Origin of the sequence: Actinacidiphila epipremni (assembly GCF_012034175.1) — a bacterium.
Lineage (GTDB): Bacteria > Actinomycetota > Actinomycetes > Streptomycetales > Streptomycetaceae > Actinacidiphila > Actinacidiphila epipremni.
In genome coordinates this window covers 1-25,151 of the sequence record NZ_JAATEJ010000014.1, presented here as the reverse complement: position 1 = coordinate 25,151, position 25,151 = coordinate 1, and the positions used below count along the sequence as shown (strand labels likewise).

12 protein-coding genes are annotated in these 25,151 nt (G+C 75.0%); 9 read left to right on the top strand and 3 right to left on the bottom strand.

Going from position 1 to position 25,151, the window contains the following annotated elements:
* Nucleotides 1–12: 12 nt before the first annotated feature.
* From HCN08_RS18075 to HCN08_RS18055, 5 genes are all read left to right on the top strand, one after another.
* The gene (locus tag HCN08_RS18075; RefSeq protein ID WP_167984162.1) at nucleotides 13–9,111 is read left to right on the top strand and encodes a type I polyketide synthase; all 9,099 of its coding nucleotides are present in this window, start codon (nucleotides 13–15) and stop codon (nucleotides 9,109–9,111) included.
* A gap of 11 nt (nucleotides 9,112–9,122) precedes the next feature.
* Nucleotides 9,123–11,594 carry a type I polyketide synthase gene (locus HCN08_RS18070; RefSeq protein ID WP_167984161.1) on the top strand — a complete coding sequence of 824 codons (2,472 nt, stop codon included), beginning with the start codon at nucleotides 9,123–9,125 and terminating at the stop codon, nucleotides 11,592–11,594.
* Nucleotides 11,594–12,415 (top strand): thioesterase II family protein, encoded by an 822-nt coding sequence (locus tag HCN08_RS18065; RefSeq protein WP_167984160.1) that lies wholly within the window; start codon nucleotides 11,594–11,596, stop codon nucleotides 12,413–12,415. The genes HCN08_RS18070 and HCN08_RS18065 overlap by 1 nt, the downstream gene beginning before the upstream one ends.
* 136 nt (nucleotides 12,416–12,551) lie before the next feature.
* Entirely contained in the window at nucleotides 12,552–13,079 is a 528-nt protein-coding gene (locus tag HCN08_RS18060) for a flavin reductase family protein (protein ID WP_167984159.1), read from the top strand.
* Nucleotides 13,063–14,322: an AMP-binding protein gene (locus HCN08_RS18055; protein ID WP_167984158.1), complete on the top strand. Its 1,260-nt coding sequence runs from the start codon at nucleotides 13,063–13,065 to the stop codon at nucleotides 14,320–14,322. The genes HCN08_RS18060 and HCN08_RS18055 overlap by 17 nt, the downstream gene beginning before the upstream one ends.
* A 133-nt stretch (nucleotides 14,323–14,455) precedes the next feature.
* Here the strand turns inward: HCN08_RS18055 and HCN08_RS18050 are convergent, their stop codons facing one another.
* Both HCN08_RS18050 and HCN08_RS18045 read right to left on the bottom strand, forming a co-directional pair.
* Nucleotides 14,456–15,784 carry an FAD-dependent oxidoreductase gene (locus HCN08_RS18050; protein WP_167984157.1) on the bottom strand — a complete coding sequence of 443 codons (1,329 nt, stop codon included), beginning with the start codon at nucleotides 15,782–15,784 and terminating at the stop codon, nucleotides 14,456–14,458.
* 177 nt (nucleotides 15,785–15,961) lie between these two features.
* Nucleotides 15,962–16,699: a helix-turn-helix domain-containing protein gene (locus tag HCN08_RS18045; RefSeq protein WP_167984156.1), complete on the bottom strand. Its 738-nt coding sequence runs from the start codon at nucleotides 16,697–16,699 to the stop codon at nucleotides 15,962–15,964.
* Between the two features lie 247 nt (nucleotides 16,700–16,946).
* Between HCN08_RS18045 and HCN08_RS18040 the strand changes: the two genes are divergently transcribed.
* On the top strand, nucleotides 16,947–17,924 hold the full coding sequence (locus tag HCN08_RS18040) for an AfsR/SARP family transcriptional regulator (protein ID WP_322974526.1): 978 nt from the start codon (nucleotides 16,947–16,949) through the stop codon (nucleotides 17,922–17,924).
* On the opposite strand, the gene HCN08_RS18035 is transcribed toward HCN08_RS18040, so the two are convergent.
* Nucleotides 17,894–18,691 (bottom strand): helix-turn-helix domain-containing protein, encoded by a 798-nt coding sequence (locus HCN08_RS18035; protein WP_167984155.1) that lies wholly within the window; start codon nucleotides 18,689–18,691, stop codon nucleotides 17,894–17,896. The two genes, HCN08_RS18040 and HCN08_RS18035, sit on opposite strands and share 31 nt — an antisense overlap.
* Before the next feature lie 485 nt (nucleotides 18,692–19,176).
* On the opposite strand from HCN08_RS18035, the gene HCN08_RS18030 reads away from it, so the two are divergent.
* From HCN08_RS18030 to HCN08_RS18020, 3 genes are read left to right on the top strand one after another with little or no spacing between them, the layout of a single operon-like run.
* Nucleotides 19,177–20,391, top strand: coding sequence for a cation:proton antiporter (locus HCN08_RS18030; RefSeq protein ID WP_322974525.1), 1,215 nt, complete (start codon nucleotides 19,177–19,179; stop codon nucleotides 20,389–20,391).
* A 24-nt stretch (nucleotides 20,392–20,415) separates the two neighbouring features.
* Nucleotides 20,416–23,253: a helix-turn-helix transcriptional regulator gene (locus tag HCN08_RS18025; RefSeq protein ID WP_167984153.1), complete on the top strand. Its 2,838-nt coding sequence runs from the start codon at nucleotides 20,416–20,418 to the stop codon at nucleotides 23,251–23,253.
* Nucleotides 23,254–23,266: 13 nt separating this feature from the next.
* Nucleotides 23,267–24,940: an NAD(P)/FAD-dependent oxidoreductase gene (locus HCN08_RS18020; RefSeq protein ID WP_322974524.1), complete on the top strand. Its 1,674-nt coding sequence runs from the start codon at nucleotides 23,267–23,269 to the stop codon at nucleotides 24,938–24,940.
* Nucleotides 24,941–25,151: the final 211 nt, after the last annotated feature.

Here is a 25,151-nt window from a genome sequence, read left to right as displayed (position 1 = left end):
AGGACACCCACCATGGACGACAAGAGCACCGCGGCGCCGGCCAAACAGACCCCGCTCACCCGCGCGCTCGACACCATCCGCCAGCTCCGGCAGCGCCTCGACGAGCAGCAGGGCAACCAGCCCGTCGCCGTCGTCGGCATCGGGCTGCGGCTGCCCGGCGGCATCGAGGACCTGGACGGCTACTGGGCGGCGCTCGCCGAGGGCCGCGACCTCGTCACGACGATGCCCGAGCACCGCAAGGGCCCCTTCGGCGCCGAATGGGACGGGCTGCCGCAGCGCGGCGGCTACCTCGACGAGGTGCTGGACTTCGACGCGGCATTCTTCGGCATCAGCCCGCGCGAGGCCCGCCACCTCGACCCGCAGCACCGGCTGCTGCTGGAGGTCGCCTGGGAGGCGCTGGAGGACGCGGGCCTACCCGCCGACCGGCTCGCCGGCAGCCGCACCGGCTTCTACCTGGGCATCATGTGGCAGGACTACCGCGACTGGCTCGCCGGCGAGCCCGACGCGTACTGGACCACCGGCAACGGCCACAACTTCGCCGCCGGGCGCATCGCCTACGCGCTCGGCCTCAACGGACCCGCGCTGTCGGTCGACACCGCCTGCTCGTCCTCGCTGGTCTCGGTGCACCTGGCCGTGCAGGCGCTGCGCCGCGGCGAGTGCGAGACCGCTTTCGCCGCCGGCGCCAACCTGATGATGTCGCCGCGCTCGATGCGGCTGGTGCAGGAGACCCGCTCGCTGTCCCCGGACGGCCTGTGCCGCACCTTCGACGCCCGGGCCGGCGGCTTCACCCGCGGCGAGGGCTGCGGGGTTCTGGTGCTCAAGCGCCTGGACCACGCGTTACGCGACGGCGACCGGGTGCACGCCGTGATCCGCGGCACCGCCGTCAACCAGGACGGCCGCTCCGGCGGCTTCACCGCGCCCAACGTGCTCTCGCAGGGCGCGGTCATCGAGCAGGCGCTCGCCGAGGCGGGCCTGGAGCCCGCCGACATCGGCTACGTCGAGGCGCACGGCACCGGCACCGCGCTCGGCGACCCCATCGAGATGGAGGCCCTGGCGATGACGCTGGGCCGCCGCAACGGGGGCAGGCAGGTGCAGGTCGGCGCCGTCAAGACCAACCTGGGCCACCTGGAGTCCGCCGCCGGCGTCGCCGGCCTGGTCAAGGCCGTGCTGTGCCTGCGCGAGCGCAAGATCCCGCCGCTGGTGCACTTCCGCACCCTCAACCCGCGCATCGACCTTTCCGGCACCGGCATCACCGTCCCCGCCGAACTCACCGACTGGGCACCGGAGTCCGGGCAATATGCGGGCGTCAGCTCGTTCGGCATGAGCGGCACCAACGCGCATGTCGTGCTCGGCGCCGCCCCCGAGGCAGCCCCCGTCGACGTCCCGGCGCCGGCCGGCTTCCCGGTCTCCGCCCGCACCCCGGAGGCGCTGCGCGCGCTCGCCGCCCGCTACGCCGCGCACCTGGACACGCTGGACGGCGCGGACTACCCGGCGTTCGCCGCGAGCGCGGCGACCGGGCGGACCCGGATGGAGGAGGTGGCGTGGATCGCCGCCCCCGACGCGCGGAGCGCGGCGGCCAAGCTGCGGGCGCTGGCCTCCGGGGCCGAGGAGCCCGCCCCGGTGCCGGACGGGCTGCCGGAGGCGCCGCGGGTCGTCGCCGCCCTGCCGCCCTACCCCTGGCAGCGCCGCCGCTTCGCCCCCGAGGCGGCGGAGCCGCCGGCCGGCACTGCGGCGCCGGCGGCCACGCCCGCGCTGCCGGTGCACCACCGGCTGACGTGGACGCAGCTGCCGGCGCCGGAGCCGGGGGCGGCGGGGGCGCTGTGGGGGACGCCCCCGCGGGCCGCCGCGGCGCCGGACGCGGGCGGCACGGATGCGCCCGGGGCCGCGCGGGCATCCGCGCCCGGGGCCGCGCCCGCCGCGCGGTTCGTGCTCGCCGGGGACGACGCCGGGCTGCTCGGCCGGCTCGCCCGGGCCGCCGACGCCGCCGGGGTACGGGGCACGCTGCTCGCGCCGCCCGGCGTGGACGTACCCGACGGGTGGGCGCACCAGGAGCCGCCCGGCGACGCCGCCGGGTGGGACGGCTTCTGGGCCGCCGCCCCGGCCGGGGACGGGACGGCCCTCGTCCTCGTGCCCGCCGCCGCCGACTTCACCGACTTCACCGACGGCGCCGGCCCCGGCCTCACCGCGCCCGGCGCCGCCCAGTGCGCCGCCGTCACCACCGCGGTCGCCGCCCTCGCCCGCACCGGGCACGGCCGCGCCACCGTCGTGACCTCGGCCGTACGAAGGACCGCCGACGAGCCGGCGGTGCGGGCCGGGTCCGGCGGCATGCTGCACGGCCTCGGGCCCGTCCTCGGCCTGGAGTTCCCCGAGACGTGGGCCGGCCTCGCCGACCTGCCGGACGCCCCCGACGACGCCGACCTCGCCGCGCTGCTCGGCCACCTCGCCGCCCAGGCCACCACCGCCGAGCCGCTGGAGGACCTCACCGCCGTCCGGGCCGGCGCCGTGCACGCCGCCCGCCTCACGCCCGCCGAGGCGCCCGCGCCGCCGCGGGTCACCGCCGACGCCACCTACGTCGTGACCGGCGCGCTCGGCGCCGTCGGCCGCGAGCTGACCGACGCGCTGGTCCGCCAGGGCGCCCGGCACCTGCTGCTGCTCGGCCGCCGGGACCGCGCCGCCCTCACCCCCGAGGCCGCCGCCTTCCTCGACCGGCTGGAGCAGGCCGGCGTCCAGGCGGTCTACCGCGGCGGCGGCAGCGACACCCCGCAGGCCCTGGAGGCGGCCCTGTCGGCGCTCAGCCGCATGCCGGCCGTACGCGGCGTCGTGCACGCCGCCGGCGTCGTCCACCACACGCCCGCCGCCGAGCTGACCGCCGAGGGCATGCGCGCCGAGCTCGACGCCAAGGCCGCCGGCGCCTGGTGGCTGCACCTGGCCTCCCGCGACTGGCCGCTGGACTTCTTCGTCCTGGTCTCCTCGGTCTCCTCGGTGTGGGGCACCGAAGGCCACGCCGCCTACTCCGCCGCCAACGGCGCCCTCGACGCGCTCGCCGCCCACCGGCTCTGCCTCGGCCTGCCCGCCGCGAGCGTCGCCTTCGGCCCGTGGGACCTGGCCGGGCAGGGCATGGCCGACACCGAACTGCGCGAGCGCTCCGCCCGGCTGGGCATCGGCGCCCTCGACGCGACCGCCGGCCGCGCCGCCCTGACCGCCGCCGCGCCCGGCCCCGACGGGCTGCTCATCGCGTGCCCGCTGGACACCGCCCGGCTGCGCGCCACCATGGCGGTGCTGCGCCCCCGCGGCCTGCTCACCGGCCCCGCCCGGCCCCCGGCGCCCGCCGCCCCCGGCGTCCCCTCCCTCGCCGCGGAACTGGCCGCGCTGCCCGAGCGCGACCGCGCCGAGGCCGCCCGCGCCCACGTCGCCCGGCTCGTCGCCCGCCAGCTCGGCCACGCCGACGCCGCCGACCTGCGCACCGACGTCGGCTTCTACGACCAGGGCCTGGACTCCATCACCGCCGTCGACCTCGCCGTCTCCCTCAGCGCCGCGTTCGGCACCACCGTCCAGGTCACCGACGTCTTCGACCACCCGACGGTCGCCGCGCTCGCCGCCCACCTGCTCGCCGGACCCGCCGCCCCGGCCGCCCCGGTACGCCGCCCGGCGGCGCCCGCGCCCGTACGGCAGACCCCGTCCGCCGCGCCCGGGGAGCCGGACGCGCCGCACGGCGACCGCAACGCCGAGCCGGTCGCGATCGTCGGCATGGCCGGCCGCTTCCCGCAGGCCCCCAGCGTCGAGGACTTCTGGACGCTGCTGGCCGAGGGCCGCGACGGGGTGACGGCGCCCCCCGAGGGCCGCTGGGACGAGGCGACCCTCGGCTCGGAGCGCATCACCACGCTGGAGGGCGGCTACCTCACCGACGTCGACCTGTTCGACTCCGCCTTCTTCGCCGTCCCCGCCCGCGAGGCCGACAGCCTCGACCCGCAGCAGCGGCTGCTGCTCGAATCGGCCTGGCACGCCCTGGAGGACGGCGGCATCCCCCCCGAGCGGCTGCGCGGCACCCGCACCGGCGTGTTCGTCGGCATCGGATACGCCGACTACGCCCGGCTGCTGGCCCGCGGCGGCATCCCGCACATCGACGCCTACTACAGCACCGGCACCGCCCTGAACGCCGCGGCCGGCCGGATCGCGTACACCCTCGGGCTCAACGGCCCGGCGATGGCCGTCGACACCGCGTGCTCCTCCTCGCTGGTCGCGCTGCACCTGGCGGTGCGGTCGCTGCGCTCCGGGGAGAGCGACACCGCGCTCGCCGGCGGCGTCAACATCCTGCTCGACCCCAGCTCCTGGACGGCCGTCAGCCAGGCGCACATGCTCTCGCCGACCGGCCGCTGCCGCACCTTCGCCGCCGACGCGGACGGCTTCGCCCGCTCCGAGGGCGTCGGCGTGCTGGTCCTCAAGCGGCTCTCCGACGCCCGCCGCGACGGCGACCGGGTGCTCGCCGTCATCCGCGGCAGCGCCGTCAATCAGGACGGCGCCTCCTCCGGCCTGACCGTGCCCAACGGCACCGCCCAGGAGGCGATGCTCACCGCCGCCCTCGCCGACGCGGCCACCGAGCCCGGCGAGGTGTCGTACCTGGAGGCGCACGGCACCGGCACCTCGATCGGCGACCCCATCGAGGTCGGCGCCGCCTGGCGGGTGCTCGGCGCCGGCCGCGACGCCGGCGACCCGCTGCTGCTCGGCTCGGTCAAGAGCAACGTCGGCCACTGCGAGACCGCCTCCGGCATGGCCGCGGTCTTCAAGACGGTGCTGGCGCTGCGGCACGAGACCATCCCCGCCGACCTGCACTTCGGCGCCCCCAACCCGCATGTGCCGTGGGACGCCATGCACGTCAAGGTCGTCGACAGCGCCCACCCCTGGCCGCGCGGCGACCGGCCGCGCGTCGCGGGCGTCTCCGGTTTCGGCTTCACCGGGACCAACGCCCACCTGGTGCTCTCGGACGCGCCGTCGTCCCCCTTCCTCGACGACGCGTCCGAGACCGGGCCGCAGCCCGGTGAGACCGCCGCGTACGAGCACCACCTGCTGCCGCTGTCCGCCCCCGACGCCGACGGCGTGCAGCGGCTGACCGCCGCCTGGCGCGAGCGGCTGGCCGGCTGCGCCGACCAGGACGTGCCCGCGCTGGTCGCCCGCGCCGGCGCCGGCCGCAGCCACTTCCCGTACCGCAGGGCGGTCACCGGCCGTGGCCGCGAGCAGCTGCTCGCCGCCCTCGACGCGCCCGGCGCCCCCGCGCAGGGCCGCCCCGGCGGCCCCAAGGTGGCCTTCCTCTACACCGGCCAGGGCAGCCAGTTCTTCGGCATGGGCCGCGAGCTGTACGAGACCGAGCCGGTCTTCCGCGAGGTCTTCGACGCCTGCGACGCCGTCGTCGCACCCTCGCTCGGCGCCTCGCTCACCGACCTCGTCCTCTACGGCGACGACCGCACCGCGGTCAACGAGACCCGGGTCACCCAGCCCGCGCTGGTCACCCTGCAGACCGCCCTCACCGCCCTGTGGGCCTCCTGGGGCGTGACACCCGCGGTCGTGCTCGGCCACAGCGTCGGCGAGATCTCCGCGGCCATCACCGCGGGCGTCGTCGACCGCGCCACCGGCCTGGCGCTGATCGCCGAGCGGGCCCGCCTCATGCAGGGCACCCGGCGCGGCGCGATGCTCGCCGTCGCCGCCCCCGAGGAGCAGGCCCGGGCCTGGACCGAGGGCCTGGAACTGGACGTCGCCGTGCTCAACGGCCCCGAGGCCACCGTGATCTCCGGCGACCCCGACGCCGTGGACGCGCTCGCCGCCCGGCTGAAGTCCGAGGGCGTCAAGGCCCGCAGGCTCACCGTCTCGCACGCCTTCCACTCCCGGCTGCTGGACCCGGCGATGGACGACTTCAGCGCCGCCTTGCGGGAGTTCACCTTCGCCGACCCGCACACCCCGCTCATCACCAACGTCACCGGCCGGCTCGCCCGGCCCGGCGAGATCGACGCCGGCTACTGGCGGCGGCACGCCCGCGGCACCGTCCGCTTCCTCGACGGACTGCGCCAGCTCGGCGAACTCGACGTGGACGTCTGCCTGGAGATCGGCCCCGACCGCACCCTGGTCAACATGCTCAAGGGCGCCGGCGTCACCCCGCCGCGCGGCACCGCCACCAGCCTGCGCCGCGGCTCCGCCGACCGGGCCGCCCTGCTCAACGCGGCCAAGGTGCTCTACGAGGCCGGCCAGGACCTCCACTGGGCCCGCCTGCACCCCGCGCCCGCCCACGACGGCACCGCGCCCCGCTACCCCTTCGCCCGCACCCGGCACTGGGCGCCCGCCGAGCTCGCCGCCCTGCCGCCGGCCGCCGCGCCGCAGCCGCAGGCCGGCCCGCCGTGGGGCACCCGGCTCAACTCGCCCGGCCTGCGCGGCCGGGTGTGGCGCACCGAGCGCACCACCGCCTACCCCGCGCACCTCACCGACCACCGGCTGTTCGGCGTGGTCTCCGTGCCCGGCGCCTCGCAGACCGCGACCGCGCTGTCCGCACTCGGCGAGGGCGGCGCCCCGGTCGAGCTCGCCGACCTGTACTTCCCGCGCGCCCTGGTGCTGCACGACGGCGAGACCTACGAACTCCAAGTCGTCGACGACCCCGACACCGGGCAGGTGAGCATCCGCAGCCTGGTCGACGCCGCCCGCGGCGAATGGCAGCAGCACCTGTCCGCCCGCGTCCTGCCCGCCACGGGACCCGCCGCCACCGCCCCCGACCCGCAGCGCTTCGCCGCCGCGGCCGAACGCCGGCTCACCGGCGAGGACTTCTACGGCCACCTGCGGGCGCTCGGCTACCACCTCGGCCCGTCCTTCCGCTGGATCGACGAGGTGTGGATCCGCGGCGACGAGGCCCTGATCCGCTACGCCACCCCCGACGACCCGCGCGAGGACCCCGCCTCGTACGAGATCCACCCCGGGCTGCTGGACTCGGTGCTGCAGAGCGCCGTGGTCTTCGCGGTACGCCCGGCCGCCGAGGGGCTGCCCGAGGAGGAGGCCGCGCTCGCCATCCCCTTCGCGCTCGCCCGGGTGTCCTTCCCCGGCCGCCCCACCGCCGGCCGCACCCTGTGGGGCCACATCACCGCCACCCGGCACAGCGCGGACGGCGACGGGCTGATGCAGGTCGAGTCCGCGGACCTGCACCTGTTCGACGACACCGGCCGTACGGTGCTGGCCGCCGACGACTTCCGCTTCCGCCGCGCCCCGCGCACGGTGCTGGAGCGCTCGCTGCGCGGCGGCGTCCCGCACGCCTACCAGCTCGTCTGGCGCGACACCCCCGCGCTGCCGGCCGCCGACACCGCCGCCCGCCCGCTGCGGATCGCGCTGCTGGGCGGCGAGGGCAAGGCCGGCCGGGCGCTGCGCGACGCCCTGGAGGCCCGCGGCCACCAGGTGGTCGCATCCGGCGCCGAGCTGGTCGTCGACGCCCGCTTCGCCGAGGACGCCTGCGCCCCCGCGACCGCGCAGACCGCGCTGGCCGCAGCCGGCCGACTCGCCGGCTCCCTGCGGGAGTCCGACCTGCCCTACGCGGTGCTTGCGCCCGAGGCCGACGAGCATGCGCCCGTCACCGAGGCCCTGTGGGGCATGCTCGCCTCCGTCGAGGCCGAGCAGCCCGGCCGGCTGCTGCTGCGGCTCACCCTCACCGCCGACTGGCAGCCCGCCGTGGCCGCCGCGGCGCTGGAACGGGAGACCGCCGCGGCCGTGGCCGAGCCCCGGCTGCTGATCGGCGCGCACGGCGTACGGGCGGCCCGGCTCGCCGCCGCGGCCGAGACCGGCGACGGCGCCCCCACCGGCGGGGCCGCGCTGATCACCGGCGGCCTCGGCGCCCTCGGCCTGAGCGCCGCCCGCACCCTCGTGGGCGCCGGCTGCACCGCCGTCACCCTCATGGGCCGCTCCGAGCCGGGCCCCGACACGCAGGCCGCGCTCGACGAACTGGCCGCCGGCGGCGCCAGGGTGGCGACCGTACGCGGTGATGTCACCGAGCCGGCCGACTGCCGGGCCGCGATCGCCGCCGCCGGCGCCCACGCCCCGCTGCGGGCCGTGCTGCACCTGGCCGGCGCCACCGCCGACCGCTCCTTCGACCAGCTCACCGCCGACGACTTCGCCGCCGTCTTCGCCGCCAAGGCCGCCGGCGCGGAGAACCTCGCCGCCGCACTCGGCGAAGGGGGAGGGGACGGCGACCGGGGCGAGGGGGCCGCGCTGGTGCTGTTCTCCTCCGCCTCCGCCGTCCTCGGCTCCGCCGGCCAGGCCAACTACGCCGCCGCCAACGGCTTCCTCGCCGGGCTCGCCCGCCGGCTGCGGGCCTCGGGGGTGCGGGCGAGCGCCGTCGACTGGGGCCCGTGGATCCCGGCCGGCGGCGGCGGACTGGCCGACTCCGCCGCCGCCCGGGCCGCCGTCGCCCGGCAGGGCCTGCGCCCGCTGGGCGACGACGAGGCCGGCGACCTGCTGCTGGCCGCCCTCGGCGGCACCCCGCAGCGCCTGGTCGCGGTCGCGCTGGACGCCGACGCCTACGCCGAGGCGCGGGCCGCCCGCACCGGCGGCGCCCTGGCCGGGCTGCTGGACACCGCCCTGCTGCGCCGCCCGGCCCCGCCCGCGAGCAGCCCCGCCGCGGGCACGCCCGCACGCGGATGGCTGTACGAGGACCTGGCCGCGCTGCCCGCCGAGGACCGCGACGAGCAGCTGCGCGCGCAACTGCGGCGGATGGTCGCGGCCACCGTCGGCGCGGAGACCGCCGCCGACGACGACCTCGGCTTCGCCGAGGCGGGCCTGGACTCCATCATGATCATCGACCTGCGGGGCGCCCTGTCCGAAGCGCTCGGCCGGGACTTCCCGGCGACCGTCGCCCTCGACCACCCGACGGTCGCCCGGCTGGCCGCGCACGCCCTCGGCGTGCTCTTCCCCGCACCCGCCGGGCCCCCCGTACCCGACCCCGGCACACCCCCCGTCCCCGGCGACGACGCCGGGACGGACACCCCGGACCTCGCCGGCGACCCCGGCGGGCAGGCCGGCGCGGATCTCGCAGGACTGTCCTTCGACGAACTGCTGCAGGCCGTACAAGCAGACGTGACCCGAGAGAAATGAGGCGGGAAACCATGGACGCCGATCAGATACGCCGGCTGATGGAGGACCAGCTGAGGCACTCCCGCCGCCTCCAGGCCAGAATCCAGGAGCTGGAGGAGGAGCGGCGCGCCCCGCTGGCCGTCGTCGGCATGGCCCTGCGGCTGCCCGGCGGCCTCGACTCGCCCGAGGGCTACTGGGACTTCCTGCGCGGCGAGGGCACCGCCTACGGGCCGATCCCCGAGGACCGCCCGGGCCTGCGCGCGGTCTACGACCCGGTGGTCGGCAAGCCCGGCCGCTCCTACGCCGACCAGGCCGGCTTCCTCGACGACATCGCGCACTTCGACGCCGACTTCTTCGGCATCTCCCAGCGCGAGGCCAAGCTCCTCGACCCGCAGCAGCGGATGCTGCTGGAGACCGCGTGGGAGGCGCTGGAGCGGGCCGGCATCCCGGTACGCCGCCCCGACCGGCTCAACGTCGGGGTCTACCTCGGCATGATGGCCTCGGAGTACCTGGAGCGGCTGGAGGACCGCAGCGACACCAGCGGCATCGACCCGTACTTCACCACCGGCGGCGGCCTGTGCTTCGGCGCCGGGCGGATCAGCCACACCATGGGCTTCAGCGGCCCGGTGCTCAGCGTCGACACCGCCTGCTCCTCGTCGCTGACCGCGCTGCACCTGGCCGCCCGCGGCCTGCGCGCCAAGGAGTGCCGCTACGCGCTGCTGTGCGGCTCCAACCTGCTGCTGTCGGCGAACCTGATGGTCTCGCTCAGCCAGACCAGGGCGCTGTCGCCGACCTGCCGCTCGCACTCCTTCCTCGCCTCCGCCGACGGCTACGGCCGCGGCGAGGGCGTCGGGGTGCTGGTGCTCATGCGGCTCGCCGACGCCGAGGCCGAGGGCCGGCCGATCCTGGCCGTGCTGCGCGGCACCGCCGTCAACCACGACGGCGCCGCCTCGGGCCTGACCGCCCCCAACGGGCCCGCGCAGCAGGAGGTCATCCGCGCCGCCCTCGACGACGCCGGCGTCGACCCGGCCGAGATCGGCTGGATCGAGGCGCACGGCACCGGCACCGCGCTCGGCGACCCGATCGAGGTCGGCGCGCTCGACGGCGTCATCGGCGACGCCGTGCGCGCCCGCGGCTTCCCGCTGCCCATCGGCAGCGTCAAGTCCCGGCTCGGCCACCTGGAGGCCGCCTCCGGCATCGCCGCGCTCATCAAGGCGGTGCTGATGCTGCGGCACGGCGAGATCCCCGCCGCCGCGAGCCCCGACGACGGCCCCCTCAACCCGCACATCCCCTGGGACACCCTCGGCTTCACCGTGCCGCGCGCCAACCAGCCCTGGCCCGAGCAGCTGCCGCGCCGCATCGCCGGCGTCAACTCCTTCGGCATGAGCGGCACCAACGCGCACGCCCTGCTGGAGGCGTACGACACCGGCGCCGCCGCGGCGGACGCGCCCGCCGGGCCGGGCGCGGTGGACGGCGGGCCCGAACTGCTCACCGTCTCCGCGAAGGACCCGGTCGCGCTCGGCATCCTCGCCGGCCGGCTCGCCGACCGGCTGCGCAAGGGCGATCCCGCGCAGGCCCCGTCGCTGTGCCACACCCAGCGCTGCGGCCGGGCCGCCCACCCCGTACGGCTCGCGGTCACCGCGACCTCCGCCGCCGCGCTCGCCGACGAGCTCGACGCCGCCGTCGAGGGCCTGGCCCACACCGCCGCACCCCGCGCCGACCGCACCCCGCGCGACCTGACCCTGCTGCCCGGCGGCGACGAGGCCGCCCTCACCGCCGCGTTACGCGAGCTGGTGCGCGCCTACCCCGCGCTCCAGGGCGACCAGTCGCAGCCGCCCGCCGCCGGGCTGGCCGCGCTGCTCGGCCGGTTCGGGCTGCGGGTCGGCCTCGGGGCGGCCGGCGCGGGACCCGCGCGGCTGACCTGGCAGTCCGCCGGCCGCCCGCACACCGCCCCGCTCACCGGCGAGCGCCCGCAGGACGCCCAGGGCCTGCTGCTGGCCGCGCTCGCCGCGCTGTTCACCGCCGGCGCCGAGCCGCGCCTGGACGCCCTGCGCGCACCCGGCGCCGAACTGCTCGGCGACCTGCCCACATACCCCTTCCAGCGGCGCCGGTTCTGGATCGACGAGCCCGCGATGTTCGGCGCCGGCGCGCAGCAGGGCGGCGACGGCGGGGGAGCGGCGGCCGGCGAGGCCGCGCCCGACCCGCTGGACACCGCGGCCGTCGAGGCTTTCCTGCTGCGGCAGTTGCAGGACGTGCTGCACGCCGACGAGCCGCTGGACCCGGAGCTGTCCTTCCTGGACGGCGGCGGCGACTCGTTCATCTCGACGCTGTTCATCACCCGCGTCGAGGAGCACTACCGCTTCGGCCTGACCGCCGAGGAGCTGCCGCTCGACCTGCCGCTGACCGAACTGCTCGGCTCGCTGGCCCGCGACATCACCGCGACCGCGCAGGCCGAGCGGGAAGGGGCCGGCCGCAGCGGGGCCGAGCACGCGGGAGCCGCGTGATGAGCGGAGGCTCGCTCGCCGACCACACCATCGGCGCCTTCGTCCGCCCGCGGGTCCTGAGCGACCCGCGGGTGCGGCTGGTGGTCGTCCACCACGCCGGCGGCTCGGCGGCTGCGTACTTCCCGCTGAGCCGGCTGCTGCCGGACGACTGGGAGCTGCTGCTGCTGGACCTGCCGGGCCGCGGCAAGAGCCACACCCAGCCGCCGCTGGCCGACATGTCCCGGCTCGCCGCCTGGGCCGCCGACCGGCTGCGCCCCTGGACCGGCGACGTACCGCTGGCGCTGTTCGGCCACAGCCTCGGCGCGGTCGTCGCCTACGAGGCGGCGCTGCTGCTCCAGGCCGAGGGCCGCCCGCCGGTGTGGCTGGGCGTCTCCGGCCGGGCCGCCCCCGGCCACCCGGTGCCCGACGGCCTGCCCGACACCGAGCTGCCCGACGACGAACTGATGCGCCACCTCACCGACATGGGCGGCATGCACCCCCGTATCGCCGAACTCCCGGACTTCAAGGCGCGCTTCCTGCACCTGGTGCGCAACGACCTGCGGGCGGTGGCCGACTACCGCCCCGACCCCGCCCGCCCGCCGCTCGGCATCCCGCTCACCGTCTTCGGCGGCAGCGACGACCATGTCGCCCCGCCCGGAACCCAGGTCGGCTGGGTCGCCCAGACCCTGTCCCGGTTCGAGCGGGTCGTCGTCAACGGCGGGCACTTCCACTTCCTGGGCCCGGCCTTCCCCGACTTCGCCGCCCTGCTGACCGAGGAGATCTCCCAGGCGCTGCGGGTGGCCCCCGACAACCCCTGGGAGTACCGCACGAGCGACGCCTGACATCGCGGGCAACCGCACATCGCGAGCAACCACGACGAACCGCGCGCCCCCACCAGCACCCACGATGGACTGCGAGCCACCACGCGGAACGACAAGGAACCGCAGGGAACCATCTAAGGAAGGGAAGGTTCCGGCCATGACGCAGCATCCCGTCCCCGACATACGCCCGTTGATGAGCGCGTTCCCGACCGGCGTGTCGGTCATCACCTCGCTCGGCGCCGACGGCGTGCCCTGGGGCATGACCTGCACCTCGCTGTGCAGCGTCGCCCTCGACCCGCCCACGCTGCTGGTGTGCCTGCGGCGCGGCAGCCCGACACTGCAGGCCGTCCTGGAGAGCGGCGCCTACACCATCAACCTGCTGCACCAGGCCGCCCGCGGCACCGCCGAGCTGTTCGCCTCCGGCGACCCCGAGCGGTTCGACCGCACCCCGTGGACGATGGACGGCGACGCGTGCGGGCCGCACCTGGTCGAGGCCGCGCACACCATCGCCGACTGCCGGGTCGCCGACGTCCACGAGATCGGCGACCACGCGGTCGTCATGGGCGCGGCCGTCGCCGTCAGCCAGCTGTCCTCCCAGTGGCCGCTGCTGTACGGCATGCGCCGCTACGGGGCCTGGGCCGAGTCAGGACAGGACGTCCACCTCTACTATGACTTCATCTCCTGACCGGGCGGCCGGCACGGTCGCGCCCCCGGCATCCCGAGCGGCCGAACGCCCGCTCCAGCTCACCGCACAGGCCGCAGGGCAGCTCACCCTGGACGCGATGTTCGCCCGGGTCGCCGCCCGGCGGCCCGACCACACCGCGGTACGGGTCGGCACCGGGCGGCTGACCTACCGCGGCGCCGAGCAGCGCGCCCGGCAGCTGGCCTCGCTCCTGGTCCTGGGCGGGATGCAGCTCGGCGACCCGGTCATCATCTCCTCGGCCGACCACCGGCGCTCGCTGATCGCGCAGCTCGCGGTGCTCAAGGCCGGCGGGGTGTGCGTGCCGGTGCCGGCCGGCACCCCCGACTCGGCGCTGCGCGACATCGCCCGGCTCAGCGGCGCCCAGACGGTGCTGTGCGGGCACGCCCAGCGCACCGCCTTCGGCGACGTGGCACTGGCCCTGCCGATGGACGACCCGGCCACCTGGCAGCGCGCCGAGGCCGTACGCCCCGACGGGTCGCTGCCGCGCTCCGGCCCGATCGACCCGGCGTACCTGCTGATCGCGCCCGGCACCGGGGCGGTGCCGGGACCGGTCGGCGAGCTCGTCGACCACCGGGCCTGGCAGCTGGCCTCCGCCGCCCGGATCCAGCGGGTCGGGGCGGCCGAGCACGGCGTCGAGATCCGGCAGCCCGCGCCCGGCGGGCCCGCCGCGCTCGCCGCGATGTGGTGGGCGGTCGCCTCGGCCGGCACGCTGTACTGCGGCCCGCCCGACGGCGCGCTGACCCGCTCGCCGGCCGCGGTCCTCACCCCGGCCGAGTACGACCGGCTGCTCGTGCCCGGCACCGCGGGGCCGCGCACGGTGGTGCTGCTCGGCGAGCCGTGCCCGGCCGAACTCGCCGCCCGGCACCGCGAGCTGCTGCCGGCGTCCCGGCTGTGGGCGGAGTTCGCGCCGTGCGCCGGCGCCCTGCCGTGGACGGCCCGCGAGCTGACCCGCGAGGAGGGCAGCCCGGACCGGCGGCGGCGCGGGCGCAGCGTCGGCCAGGCCGTCGCCGGCGTGCGCATCGAGGTGCTCGACGAGCGCGGCGGCTCGGTGCCGCCGGGCGGCGCCGGCGAGGTGTGCGCGGTCGGGCCCGCGCTCGCCTTCGACCGGGTCTTCCCGACCGCCTCGGGCCGCCCCGGCAACCCCGACCCGGGCCCGGTCCTGCACTCCGCCCTGCGCGGCCGGCACGGCCCGGCCGCCGACGTCACCGTGCTGCCCGCCGTGTGACCGGGCCGCCCCCGCGCCAGGGGGCGGCCCGCGGCACGTACGGCCGCTCCTCGGGAGGACGGCACAGGGAAAGGCCCCGCCGGACCTGCGGCGGGGCCTTCCTGCGCGGTGCCGGGGGGCTTCCCCGCGGGGCCTACTCGGCGCGGGCGGCGGGGGAGTGGCGGGCCGCCAGCAGCGAGCGGACCGCGGGGCCCGGGCGGAAGATGGACGTCGGGCGGGCCAGCAGGTGCTGCATGTCCAGCAGCGTCATATGCGCCTCACGGGACACGTGCGTGGCGAGCATCAGCTGCCGGACGTACCGGTTGACCAGCGCCGTGCCCGCCGGACGCGGGCCGACGGTCTCGGGGTACATGAAGTCGCTGCCGGTGGACATCTGCCACGGCGTGGCCAGCACGTGCGCCACCCGCCGGTAGTACGCCCGCGCCATCGCCGCCGAGGCGCGCCGGTGCTCGTCGAGGGTCCGGCCGAGCGCCACCGCCTCCATCGCGCCGGTCGTCATGCCCTGGCCGTAGAGCGGGTTGAAACTGCAGATGGCGTCGCCGAGGGCCACGTAGCCGGTCGGCAGTGTGCGCAGCCGCTCGAAGTGCCGGCGCCGGGCCTGGGGATAGGTGAACTTGTGGGCGCGCGGCCCGTCCAGCGGCTCGGCGGAGGCCAGCAGCTTGGCCACGTGCGGGTCGGGCAGCGACTCGGCGAACTGCATGAAGCCGTCCGGGTCGGTCGGCGCGTGCGAGCGGTGCCAGCCGCCGAGCGTGACCATCCACCGGTCGCCCTCGACGGCGAAGACCGCCGCGGCGCGCTTGTCGTGCGGTGGCACCGCCGACATCAGGTAGAGCAGCCCGCCGCCCTCGCCGCCGATCCGGTCGCCGGGCTCGCGGCGCAGCACCCGGGTGGTGTAGCCGACGTCCACCTTGAGCTTGGTGACGGCCGGCGCCGGGCACTCCAGCCGCGCCAGCCACGCGTCGGTGCGGTCGCCGCTGCGGCCGGTGGCGTCGACGACCAGGTCCGAGCGCAGCACCTCGTTGCCGTCCAGGACCACGCCGCTGACCCGGCCGGCGGTGCCGTGCAGGTCGATCACCGAGACCTGGTCGCGGATCGTCACATTGGGCAGCGCCCGCACCCGCTGCCGTACCGTGTGCTCCAGGTACGCCCGGGTCAGGCTGATGCCCAGCTTGCCGCTGCTGAAGCGGGTGCGCAGCGCGCCCATCTGATGGAAGAGCAGGTCCCACCCGGCGTCGTAGGGCACCGCACCGCCGCGGATCAGCTCGTCGGTGAGGCCGGGGAAGATGCCGTCCAGCACCTGCCGGCCGCTGATGAGCAGCGCGTGCGCATGGCCGCTCTGCGGGACGCCGCGGCGGTCCGACGCCTCGTCGGGCAGGGTGTCCCGGTCGATGACGGTGATCCGTTCGAAGCGCCCGGAGAGCACCGCGGCGGCGTTCAGCCCGCCCATGGAGGCGCCGATCACGACCGCGTGTCCACCTATTGTGCCCACAGATCCTCCAAGGCCTCGCGACCAACTGGACAAAGAGCAGACTCGGACCAAAGAAGTCCACTGTCGATTCTTCGTCCCAGGAGGGGAAGGGGCATCTCCCGTATTGCTTGCCTGCCCTTGCGCGGCCAATGCCGGGCCGCGCAAGGGGAACTAGCAGTTGAAGAGATTCGGAACCGCGAGTCCGAGCTGCGCCCGGTCCGGCTCGATTACCCGGAGTTTCGACGGCGCCGACAAAACCACATCGACGTTGACGACACTGCCGGGTGTTATCCGAAAGGGCCCGGCCTGCCCCACCACGACATCATGGCGCCCGCCGCCCACGGTCCGGGAAACCGCCTCGATCAACCAGCTCCCGGACGGGATGTGGGCGATGTTCCAGGGATCGGTGGAGTTTCCGCTGCGGCAGCAGCGGGTGGCTTTACGCCCGACCGCCGACATCGGAAACGCGGCGATGTAGACGGGCTCGCGGGTGAGCCCGTCACTGCGGAGGGTCCGGCCGGTCACCGAGCCGTAGGTGAAGTACGTCGGCGCCTCGGTGCCCGTCACCATGTCGACGATACCGCTGCCGAGCGAGCTCAGCCGCCGGTACTTGCCCGGCGAGACCCCGGTGACCTTGGTGAACCGCGAGGTGAACGCCCCGAGGCTGGCGTAGCCCACCTCGTCGGCGATGTCCGCTATGCTGCGCTCCGACTTCAGGAGCTTGCGCCGGGCCTGCTCCATACGTACTGCGAGCAGGAAACCAGATGGAGTCAGTCCGGTCTCCTGGTGGAACAACCTGGCCATGTGGCAGGGGCTCAGCCTGGCCATCCGCCCGAAGTCGGCGATGGACAGGTTGCCCTCAAAGCCCTCATGAATGCCTTGAACCACCCATTCGATCTCGGTCCGCACCCGTGCTCAGCCTCCCCGTATTGGGCCGCACGTGACAACTCGGTCACGATAACCACCCGCGATGTTCGAGGTCAAGGCATGCCAGGCGCACGGTTGTCGAACGGAACTGAGCAATCCGGGCGATGCGTACACCGCTACCTGGCACGCACGCTGGTGGTGTCTACTCGAATGAGCAACGAGGTCTGGACGGGGGATCATGCAGCTGGAATTGTTAGGCCCCATTCGCTTCTGGCGACACGGTGAGGAGGTGTCACTCGGCCCTCCCAAGCAGCGCGCGGTGCTCGGCCTGCTGGCCGGCCGGCTCGGCGAGGTCGTCAGCGTCGAGCAGATCGTCGACGGGGTGTGGGGCCGCGACGTCCCGCAGTCCGCCGCCAGCGGGGTGCACACCTACGTGGCGGGCCTGCGCCGGGTGCTCGACCCGGCCCGCGGCCGGCGGGCCTCGGGCGGCGTGCTGGTCTCCGGCAGCGGCGGCTACTGCCTGCGGCTGCCCGCCGAGGCGGTCGACGCTCAGCTGTTCACCCGTCACCACGCCGCCGCCCGCAACCTGCTGGCGAACGGCCAGACGGAAGCGGCCATCGGCCAGTTGGAGCGGGCGCTGGGCCTGTGGCACGGGGACGCGTACGCCAGCGTGCCGGGCCCCTTCGCCGAGATCGAGCGGGTGCGGCTGACCGAGGCACGGCTGGTGGCGGTGGAGGAGTGGGCCGATCTGCTGCTGACCGCCGGCTGGCACAACCAGGTGATCCCGGCGCTGGTCGGGCATGTCGGGCGGGAGCCGCTGCGCGAGCGGCTGCGGTCGCTGCTGATGCTGGCGCTCTACCGCTGCGGGCGCCGGGCGCACGCGCTGGGGGTCTACCGGGAGACCCGGGAGCTGCTGATGAGCGAGCTGGGAGTGGAGCCGGGCCCGGAGCTGACGGCGCTGCACGAGCAGATACTCAACGGGCACCCGGCCCTGATGCCCCGTACGGTCCCCGGCAGCGTCCAGCTGCTGCGGTCGATGACGGCGGCGCCGGCCGGCGGTGCCGACGGCTGGTCCGCGGCCGAGCCGCGCCCGCGGCCCCAACTGCAGCCGCAGCAGCTCCAGCCCCAGCCGCAGCCCCAGTTGCAGCCGCAGCCCCAGCCGCCGGCCAGGATCGCACCGGCCCCTGCGGCCGGGGCGACCGCCCGCAGGGTCCCGTACGCCCGGCGGCCGGCCGGCTACACCGCGGTGGCGGAGGGCTCGCGGTAGTCCTGGCGGAGCTGCTGGTGGACCGTGAACGGGATCTGGTGCGGCAGGGCGAGCAGCACCGGCGGGCGGAACCACTCGGCGGGCCGCGGGGTGAGGATGGTCCGGTCGTGCCGCTCGCCGTGTGCCCCGTCCTGCTCCCGGATCACGAGCGGCCCGGTACAGTCCACCAGCTGCACCGGTTGCCGCCACTGTCTGCTGCGGCAGCCGGCGGAGCCCGCCTCGGGCAGCGAGGCCGCGTGCAGGTACCAGGTGCCGGCCGGCACCTCGGCGAGCCGGAAAGGGCCCGGCGCCTCCAGCGCCGTGCTCACCACCGGTTGGCCCTGCAGGATGGGGCTGTCGAACAGCCCGACGAAGACCTCGGCCCGGCCGGTGCGCCAGGGCCTGACATAGCCGGAGACGGTGCCCCGGCCGGTGCCGGCCGCCGGCTGCACGAGCGGCAGCGGGACGTCGGTGGCCGCCTGGCGGTACTGCGTGGGCGGCAGGCCCACCGACTCGGTGAAGCGCCGGGTGAAGCTGCCGATGCTGCTGTAGCCGACCTGCGCCGAGATGTCGGACACCTTCAGTGACGTGTCCAGCAGCAGCCGCTTGGCCTCGGCCAGCCGCACGGCGCTCAGGAAGCGCCCCGGGGTGACACCCGTCGTCCGCCGGAAGGAGCGCAGGAAGTGGAACTTGCTGACCAGCACCATTCGCGCCAGTTCGTCGAGGGTGAGCGGCTCTCCGTACTTGTCCCGGATGACCGCCACTGCGCGCTGAACTATGTACTCCATGAAACAACTCCCAGGTCGTGAGGGTTCATTCGAAATACTCACAAACCGACGGGGCAGCCAGAGTGGCGCACGACCGCATAAGGAAGTACTCGGGTTAATCACTTATTTCGCGCCTGTTATCGGCGCGCAAATAGCACGTTTCATCCCAGAGTCCCCCGTGAGTTCCCGTCACGCTCTGTGCTTTAGAGGCGGTACTGTACCGGTGTGGCGTGAGTTGATCCTTGCATCTGAGCCGCCCCGGTGTCTTCTTCATCCTTGCGAATCGGCTGGCCGGAGCCGATATTCGCAGGTCAGGGCGTTCCAGTGGGCATATAGACGCTCTTTAGGGGCGGCCCGCAGAATCGACAGACGCCACGTGGAATCGTAGAGCAAGGTTGTACCGCCACCCGGCGGCGCGCAGTGACGACGGACGCTCGCGGCAACCGAGAGGCCCACTCATGTCGAGTCACGAAGTGCAGATGTTATTCGCTGACCTCGCCTTAATCGTGATCGTTGCACGTGTGCTCGGCCGTGTCGTCGCCCGTTTTGGGCAGCCTGCGGTGATCGGTGAGATCCTCGGTGGAATTCTGCTCGGTCCTACGGTTCTGGGCGGCGCGGTCGACTCGGTCTTCCCCGCGGGAGTACGTCCGCTGCTGACCGGGATGGCCGATGTCGGTGTCGCGCTGTTCATGTTCACCGTCGGCCTGGAGATCGAGAGCCGGCACCTGCGCGGCCGGAGCTGGCTGACCACCGGATCCGCCCTGGGGTCGACCCTGGTGCCCTTCGGCCTCGGCATCGCGCTGGCGTTCTACCTGCTGGACCAGCACCCCACCGACCGGCACGGGGTGTTCATCGTCTTCGTCGGCCTGTCGGTGTCGGTGACCGCCTTCCCGGTCCTCGCGCGCATCCTCACCGACCGCGGCCTGTCGCGTACCGCGCTCGGCGGTATCGCGCTCGCCAGCGCCGCCGTCGTCGACGTCATCGCCTGGACCGGGCTCGCCGGGGTGCAGGCCGTCGCCGCCGACGACGGCAACCACTGGAAGCTGAGCCTCGCGGTCCCGTACGGGCTGGCCGTCGTGCTGCTGGTACGCCCGCTGCTGCGCCGCCTGGTCGGCGACGGCACGCCCATGCGCCCGCAGCACCCCAGCGCCGTGGTCGTCGTCATGTGCGGCATCCTGCTGTCGGCCGCGGCCACCGAGGCGATGGGCCTGCACTTCATCTTCGGCGCGTTCATCTTCGGCCTGGTCACCCCCAAGGGCGCGGCCGTGCACGCCTTCCACGGCGAGATCACCGACCACGTCGGCCGGATCTCCGGACTGCTGCTGCCGGTCTACTTCATGGTCGCCGGCCTCGGCGTGGACCTGCGGCACTTCGGCGTCACCCAGGCCGGCGAGCTCGGCGTCATCCTGCTGGTCGCGATGGTCGGCAAGTTCGGCGGCACCTACCTCGCCGCCCGGCTGCTGAAACTGCCCGCCCGCCCGGCCGCCGCGCTCGCCGCGCTGATGAACACCCGCGGCCTGACCGAACTGGTGATCCTCGGCGTCGGAAAGCAACTCGGGCTGCTGGACGGCCCGCTGTACTCGCTGATGGTCGTGATGGCCGTCGTCACCACCATGATGACCGGCCCGCTGCTCACCCGGATCTACCACCGCCCGGTCGAGGTGCCGGACCCGGCGCCCAGGGCCCGCTACCGCGACGCCGAGAAGGTGCCGTCGGCGTAGCCGGCGACACGGGGAGGAGCACCGATGCGGCTCATCGAACGCGACGGCGAACTGGCCGAGCTCGCCGACCTGCTCGCGCAGTCCGCCGCGGGCACCGGCGGCGCCGTGCTGATCAGCGGCGCCATGGGATGCGGCAAGTCCGAACTGCTGACCGCGCTGGTCAAGCGCGCCTCGGAAGAGGGCTATGTCGTCCTGGACGCCGTCTGCTCCGCCGCCGAGCAGCGCTCACCCGGCGGGGTGCTCAACCAGCTGCTGCGCTGCACCGCGCCGCTCACCGGCACCGGCGACACCGCCGGCGTCTCCCCGCTGCTGGAGCAGGTCGGCGCGTTCCCGCCCGGCGCCGACCAGGAGACGCTCAGCGACGAGGCGTCGTTGCACCCCGCCGTCACCGAGGCGCTGCGCCGCCTGGTGCGCTGGGTCCTCGGCACCGCCGAGCACACCCCCGTCCTGGTGTGCGTCGACGACATCCAGCTCGCCGACGACATCTCGCTGTACTGGCTGCTGCAACTGGTACGCCAACTGCGCTCCGCCCGGATCGCGCTGGCCCTCACCGAGTGCCCGCTGTCCCGCCCCGTCTACCCGCGGCTGCGCGCCGAGCTGATGCGGCAGCCCCACTACCGGCGCATCACGCTGGGCCCGCTCACCCCCGCCGGCGTCACCGCGCTGACCGCCGACCACCTCGGCCGGCTCGCCGCCCACGAACTGGCCGCCGAATGCCACGCCGCCACCGGCGGCAACCCGCTGCTGGTACGGGCGCTGGCCGAGGACAACCTCGGCGCCGCCCCCGGCCACCGCCACCACTCCGACGTCCGGCTCGTCTACGGCGAGGCCTACCGCGACATGTTCCTCAGCCTGCTGCACCGCGGTCGCGGCCCGCTGCTGCGCCTGGCCCAGGTCCTCGGCGTCCTCGACGGCGACCTCGGCGACGCCCTGGTGCCGCCCGGCGCGCTGCTGGACGCCGAACCCGCCGAGGTCGCCCGCGCCGAGCAGGCACTGGAGGCCGCCGGGCTGCTCAACGGCCGCAGGCTGCGCGGCCCCGCCGCCCGGCAGGCCGTCCTGGACAGCCTCAGCGCCGCCGAGCGCGGCGACCTCCACCAGCGCGCCGCCCAGCTGCTCTACCGCGAGGGCGCCTCCGTCACCCGGGTCGCCGCCCACCTGCTGGCCTGCGACGAAGCCGGCCAGCCCTGGGCCGGCACCGTGCTGCGCGAGGCCGCCGAACGCCACCTGGCCGGCAACCGCCCCGCCGAGGCGCACGCGTGCCTGGACGCGGCCCTGCGCATCTGCGCGGACGAGAGCGAGCAGGTCAGCCTGAAGGCGCTGCTGGCCTCCACCGCCTGGGCGCTCAACCCCTCGATCAGCGCCCCGCACCTCGGCGAGCTCGCGGTCGCGCTGCGCGACGGCCGGCTGCCCGACCGGCACGCCCTGATGCTCGCCAAGTACCTGCTGTGGCACGGCAGGTTCGACGAGGCCGTGGACGCCGTGCAGCGCATGGTGGAGCGCGAGGAGCACGCCGACCCCGGCTGGGCCGTCGAGGTCCGCGCCACCCGCGAGCTGCTGTCCGCCTCCTACCCCGTGCTGGTCGGCCGGGAGGCCCGCGGCCGGCGCCCCGCCCCCAGCGTCGGCCACCGCAACCGCTCCGACGAGGACCCGCGGGTGCGCGGCGCCGCCGCCCTGTCGTACGTCCTCGCGCACGGCCCCGACGACGCGGTCGCCGCGGTCGCCGAGGAGGCCATGCGGGCCATGCGGCTGGGCAAGAACACCCAGGAATGGCTCATGTGCGCCGTCGCCGCCCTGGAGTTCTCCGACAAGCTGGAGGCCGCCGGCAGCTGGTGCGACCACTGGCTGGAGGAGTCCCGGGCCCGGCACGTACCGCTGTGGGTCGCCGAGTTCTCCTCGCTGCGGGCCGGCATCGCGCTGCGCGAGGGCCGCCCGGTACGCGCCCGGCTGCTCGCCGAGGCCGCGCTCGCCCAGGTGCCGGCCGACAGCTGGGGGGTGTGCATCGGCGGGCCGCTGGCCAACCTGGTGCAGGCCGCCACCGACACCGGCGACGTCGAGGCCGCCGCCGCGTACCTGCAGTTCTCCTTCCCCGAGGGGATGTTCTCCAGCCGCTTCGGCCTGTACTTCCTGCAGGCCCGCGGCTCCTACCACCTGGCCACCGGCCGCCCCTACGCCGCCCTCGACGACTTCATGGCGTGCGGTGACCTGATGACCCGCTGGGGCTTTGACCAGCCCACGCTGGTGCCCTGGCGCAGCGAGGCCGCCCGCGCCCACGTCATGCTCGGCGACCAGGGGCGCGCCCACGCCCTGGCCCGCGAGCAGATGGACATGGTCGACCTGCGCCCCACCCGGGCCCGCGGCATGTCGCTGCGGGTGCTCGCCGCGGCCGGCCCGCCGGCCGCGCGCGTGCCGCTGCTCAGCGAGGCCGTGGAGGTGCTGAACGTCTGCGGCGACCGGCTGCAGCTCGCCGGCGCCCTCGCCGACCTCGGCCGCGCCCACACCGAGTCCGGCCGCCCCGGCCGGGCCCGCGGCCCCCGCGAGTCCGCCCTGCGGCTGGCCCGCGAGGCGGGCGCGGCGACCCTGGAGCGCGAACTGCTGGCCGAACTCGCCGGCAGCGACTCCCCGGCCGGCGAGCGCGACCCCCGGCTCGCCGGCATCGCCCAGCTCAGCGGCGCCGAACGCCGGGTCGCCGTGCTGGCCGCCCGGGGCCACACCAACAAGGAGATCTCGCAGAAGCTGGTCATCACCGTCAGCACGGTGGAACAGCACCTCACCCGGATCTTCCGCAAGCTCGGCGTGACCACCAGAACCCAACTGCCGGCCGAGAGCACGCTGGCGGCAGTTCCCGACCGGCAGACGTGTTGACAAGGAAGGCTAGGTGAGGGACGTGCAGCAGTCCACATCCGCCCACGCGCGCAGCAACGAATACGACGTGGCCATACTCGGCAGCGGCATGGCCGGCGGTCTGCTCGGCTCGGTGCTCGCCCGCAACGGCGTCCGCGTGCTCCTGCTCGACGCGGGCACCCACCCCCGGTTCGCCGTGGGCGAGTCGACCATCCCGTACACCTCCGGCATGACCCGGCTGCTCGCCGACCGCTACCAGGTGCCCGAGCTCATGCCGCTGTCGAGCTTCAAGGGCATCCAGAAGCACGTCACCCGCTCGTGCGGCCAGAAGCAGAACTTCGGCTTCGTCTACCACCGCGAGGGCGAGAAGCAGAACCCCCAGGAGATCAACCAGCTGGTCGTGCCCTCGGCGATCCGCACCGAGACCCATCTGTTCCGCCAGGACATCGACGCGTACCTGTTCAACGTCGCCGTCAAGTACGGCGCCACGCCGCGCCTGGGCACCCGTATCTCCGACATCGACATCGACCCGGCCACCGGGGCGGTGCTGCGCGCCGACAGCGGCGAGGAGTTCCGCGCCAAGTACGTCGTGGACGGCAGCGGCTTCCGCTCGCCGCTGGCCGAGCGCTTCGGCCTGCGCGAGACCCCGACCCGCGCCAAGACCCACACGCGCTGCATGTTCACCCACATGATAGGCGTCAAGCGGTTCGACGACTCGCCCACCGCCCAGGCGCACGACAAGCCCAACCCGTGGCACAACGGCACCCTGCACCACGTCTTCGACGGCGGCTGGCTGTGGGTCATCCCCTTCGACAACGCCGAGGGCTCCACCAACCCGCTGTGCAGCGTCGGGCTCACCTACGACCCGCGCAAGTTCCCCAAGGGCGACCTGAGCGCCGAGCAGGAGTTCAACGCGTTCCTGCAGCGCTTCCCGGAGATCGCCTGGCAGTTCGAGGGCGCCAAGGCGGTCCGCCCGTGGGTGTCCACCGGGCGGCTCCAGTACTCCGCGCACCAGGTCGTCGGCGAGCGCTTCTGCCTGACCTCGCACGCCGCCGGCTTCATCGACGCGCTGTACTCGCGCGGCCTGACCAACACCCTGGAGGTCGTCAACGCCCTCGGCTGGCGGCTCATCGCCGCCTCCCGCGACGGCGACTGGTCGATGGAGCGGTTCGGCTACGTCGAGGCGCTCCAGCAGGGCCTGTTCGACTTCCACGACGACCTCGTCTACAGCTCCTTCGTGGGCTTCCGCGACTACGAGCTGTGGAACGCGGTCAACCGCACCTGGATGCTCGGCACCATGCTCGGCAACGTCATGCTGGAGGACGCCTACTACCGCTTCATCAAGAGCGGGCGCGACGACGTCTTCCTGGAGCTGGAGCAGTCCAAGTACCCCGGCTCGCCGCTGCCGGTCAGCGCCGGCTTCAACGACATGGGCCGGATCGCCCGCGAGCAGTGCCAGCTCGTCGAGGAGGGCAAGACCGAGGCGCGAGCCGCCGCCCACAAGATCCTCGACCACATCAGGAACGCCGACTTCATCGCGCCCTCCTTCCGGCTCGGCGAGCGCGAGAGCCGCTGCTTCAACATGTCGCCCGGCAAGATGGCCCGCAACGCCGTCTGGTGCCGCCGCGAGGCCCCGCCGGAGATCGGCCCGCGCATGATCAACGCCAGCAAGGGCCTGGTCCGGATGCGCCTCAAGGGCGGTGAGTGACGCGCCGCGCTGAACGTACCCGACGGGGCGGCCGGCGTGGCCGCCCCGTCCCGATCCGGCCGTCAGGAGGCCCAGTAACGTGACCAGCCAGGTCGAAGAGGTGCAGCACCCGTCGGCCGACACACCGTCGTCCGCCGCGCCGTTCGGTTCCACCAAGAAGGTCCAGAGCGTGGATCGTGTGATCATCCGGTTTGCGGGTGATTCCGGTGAT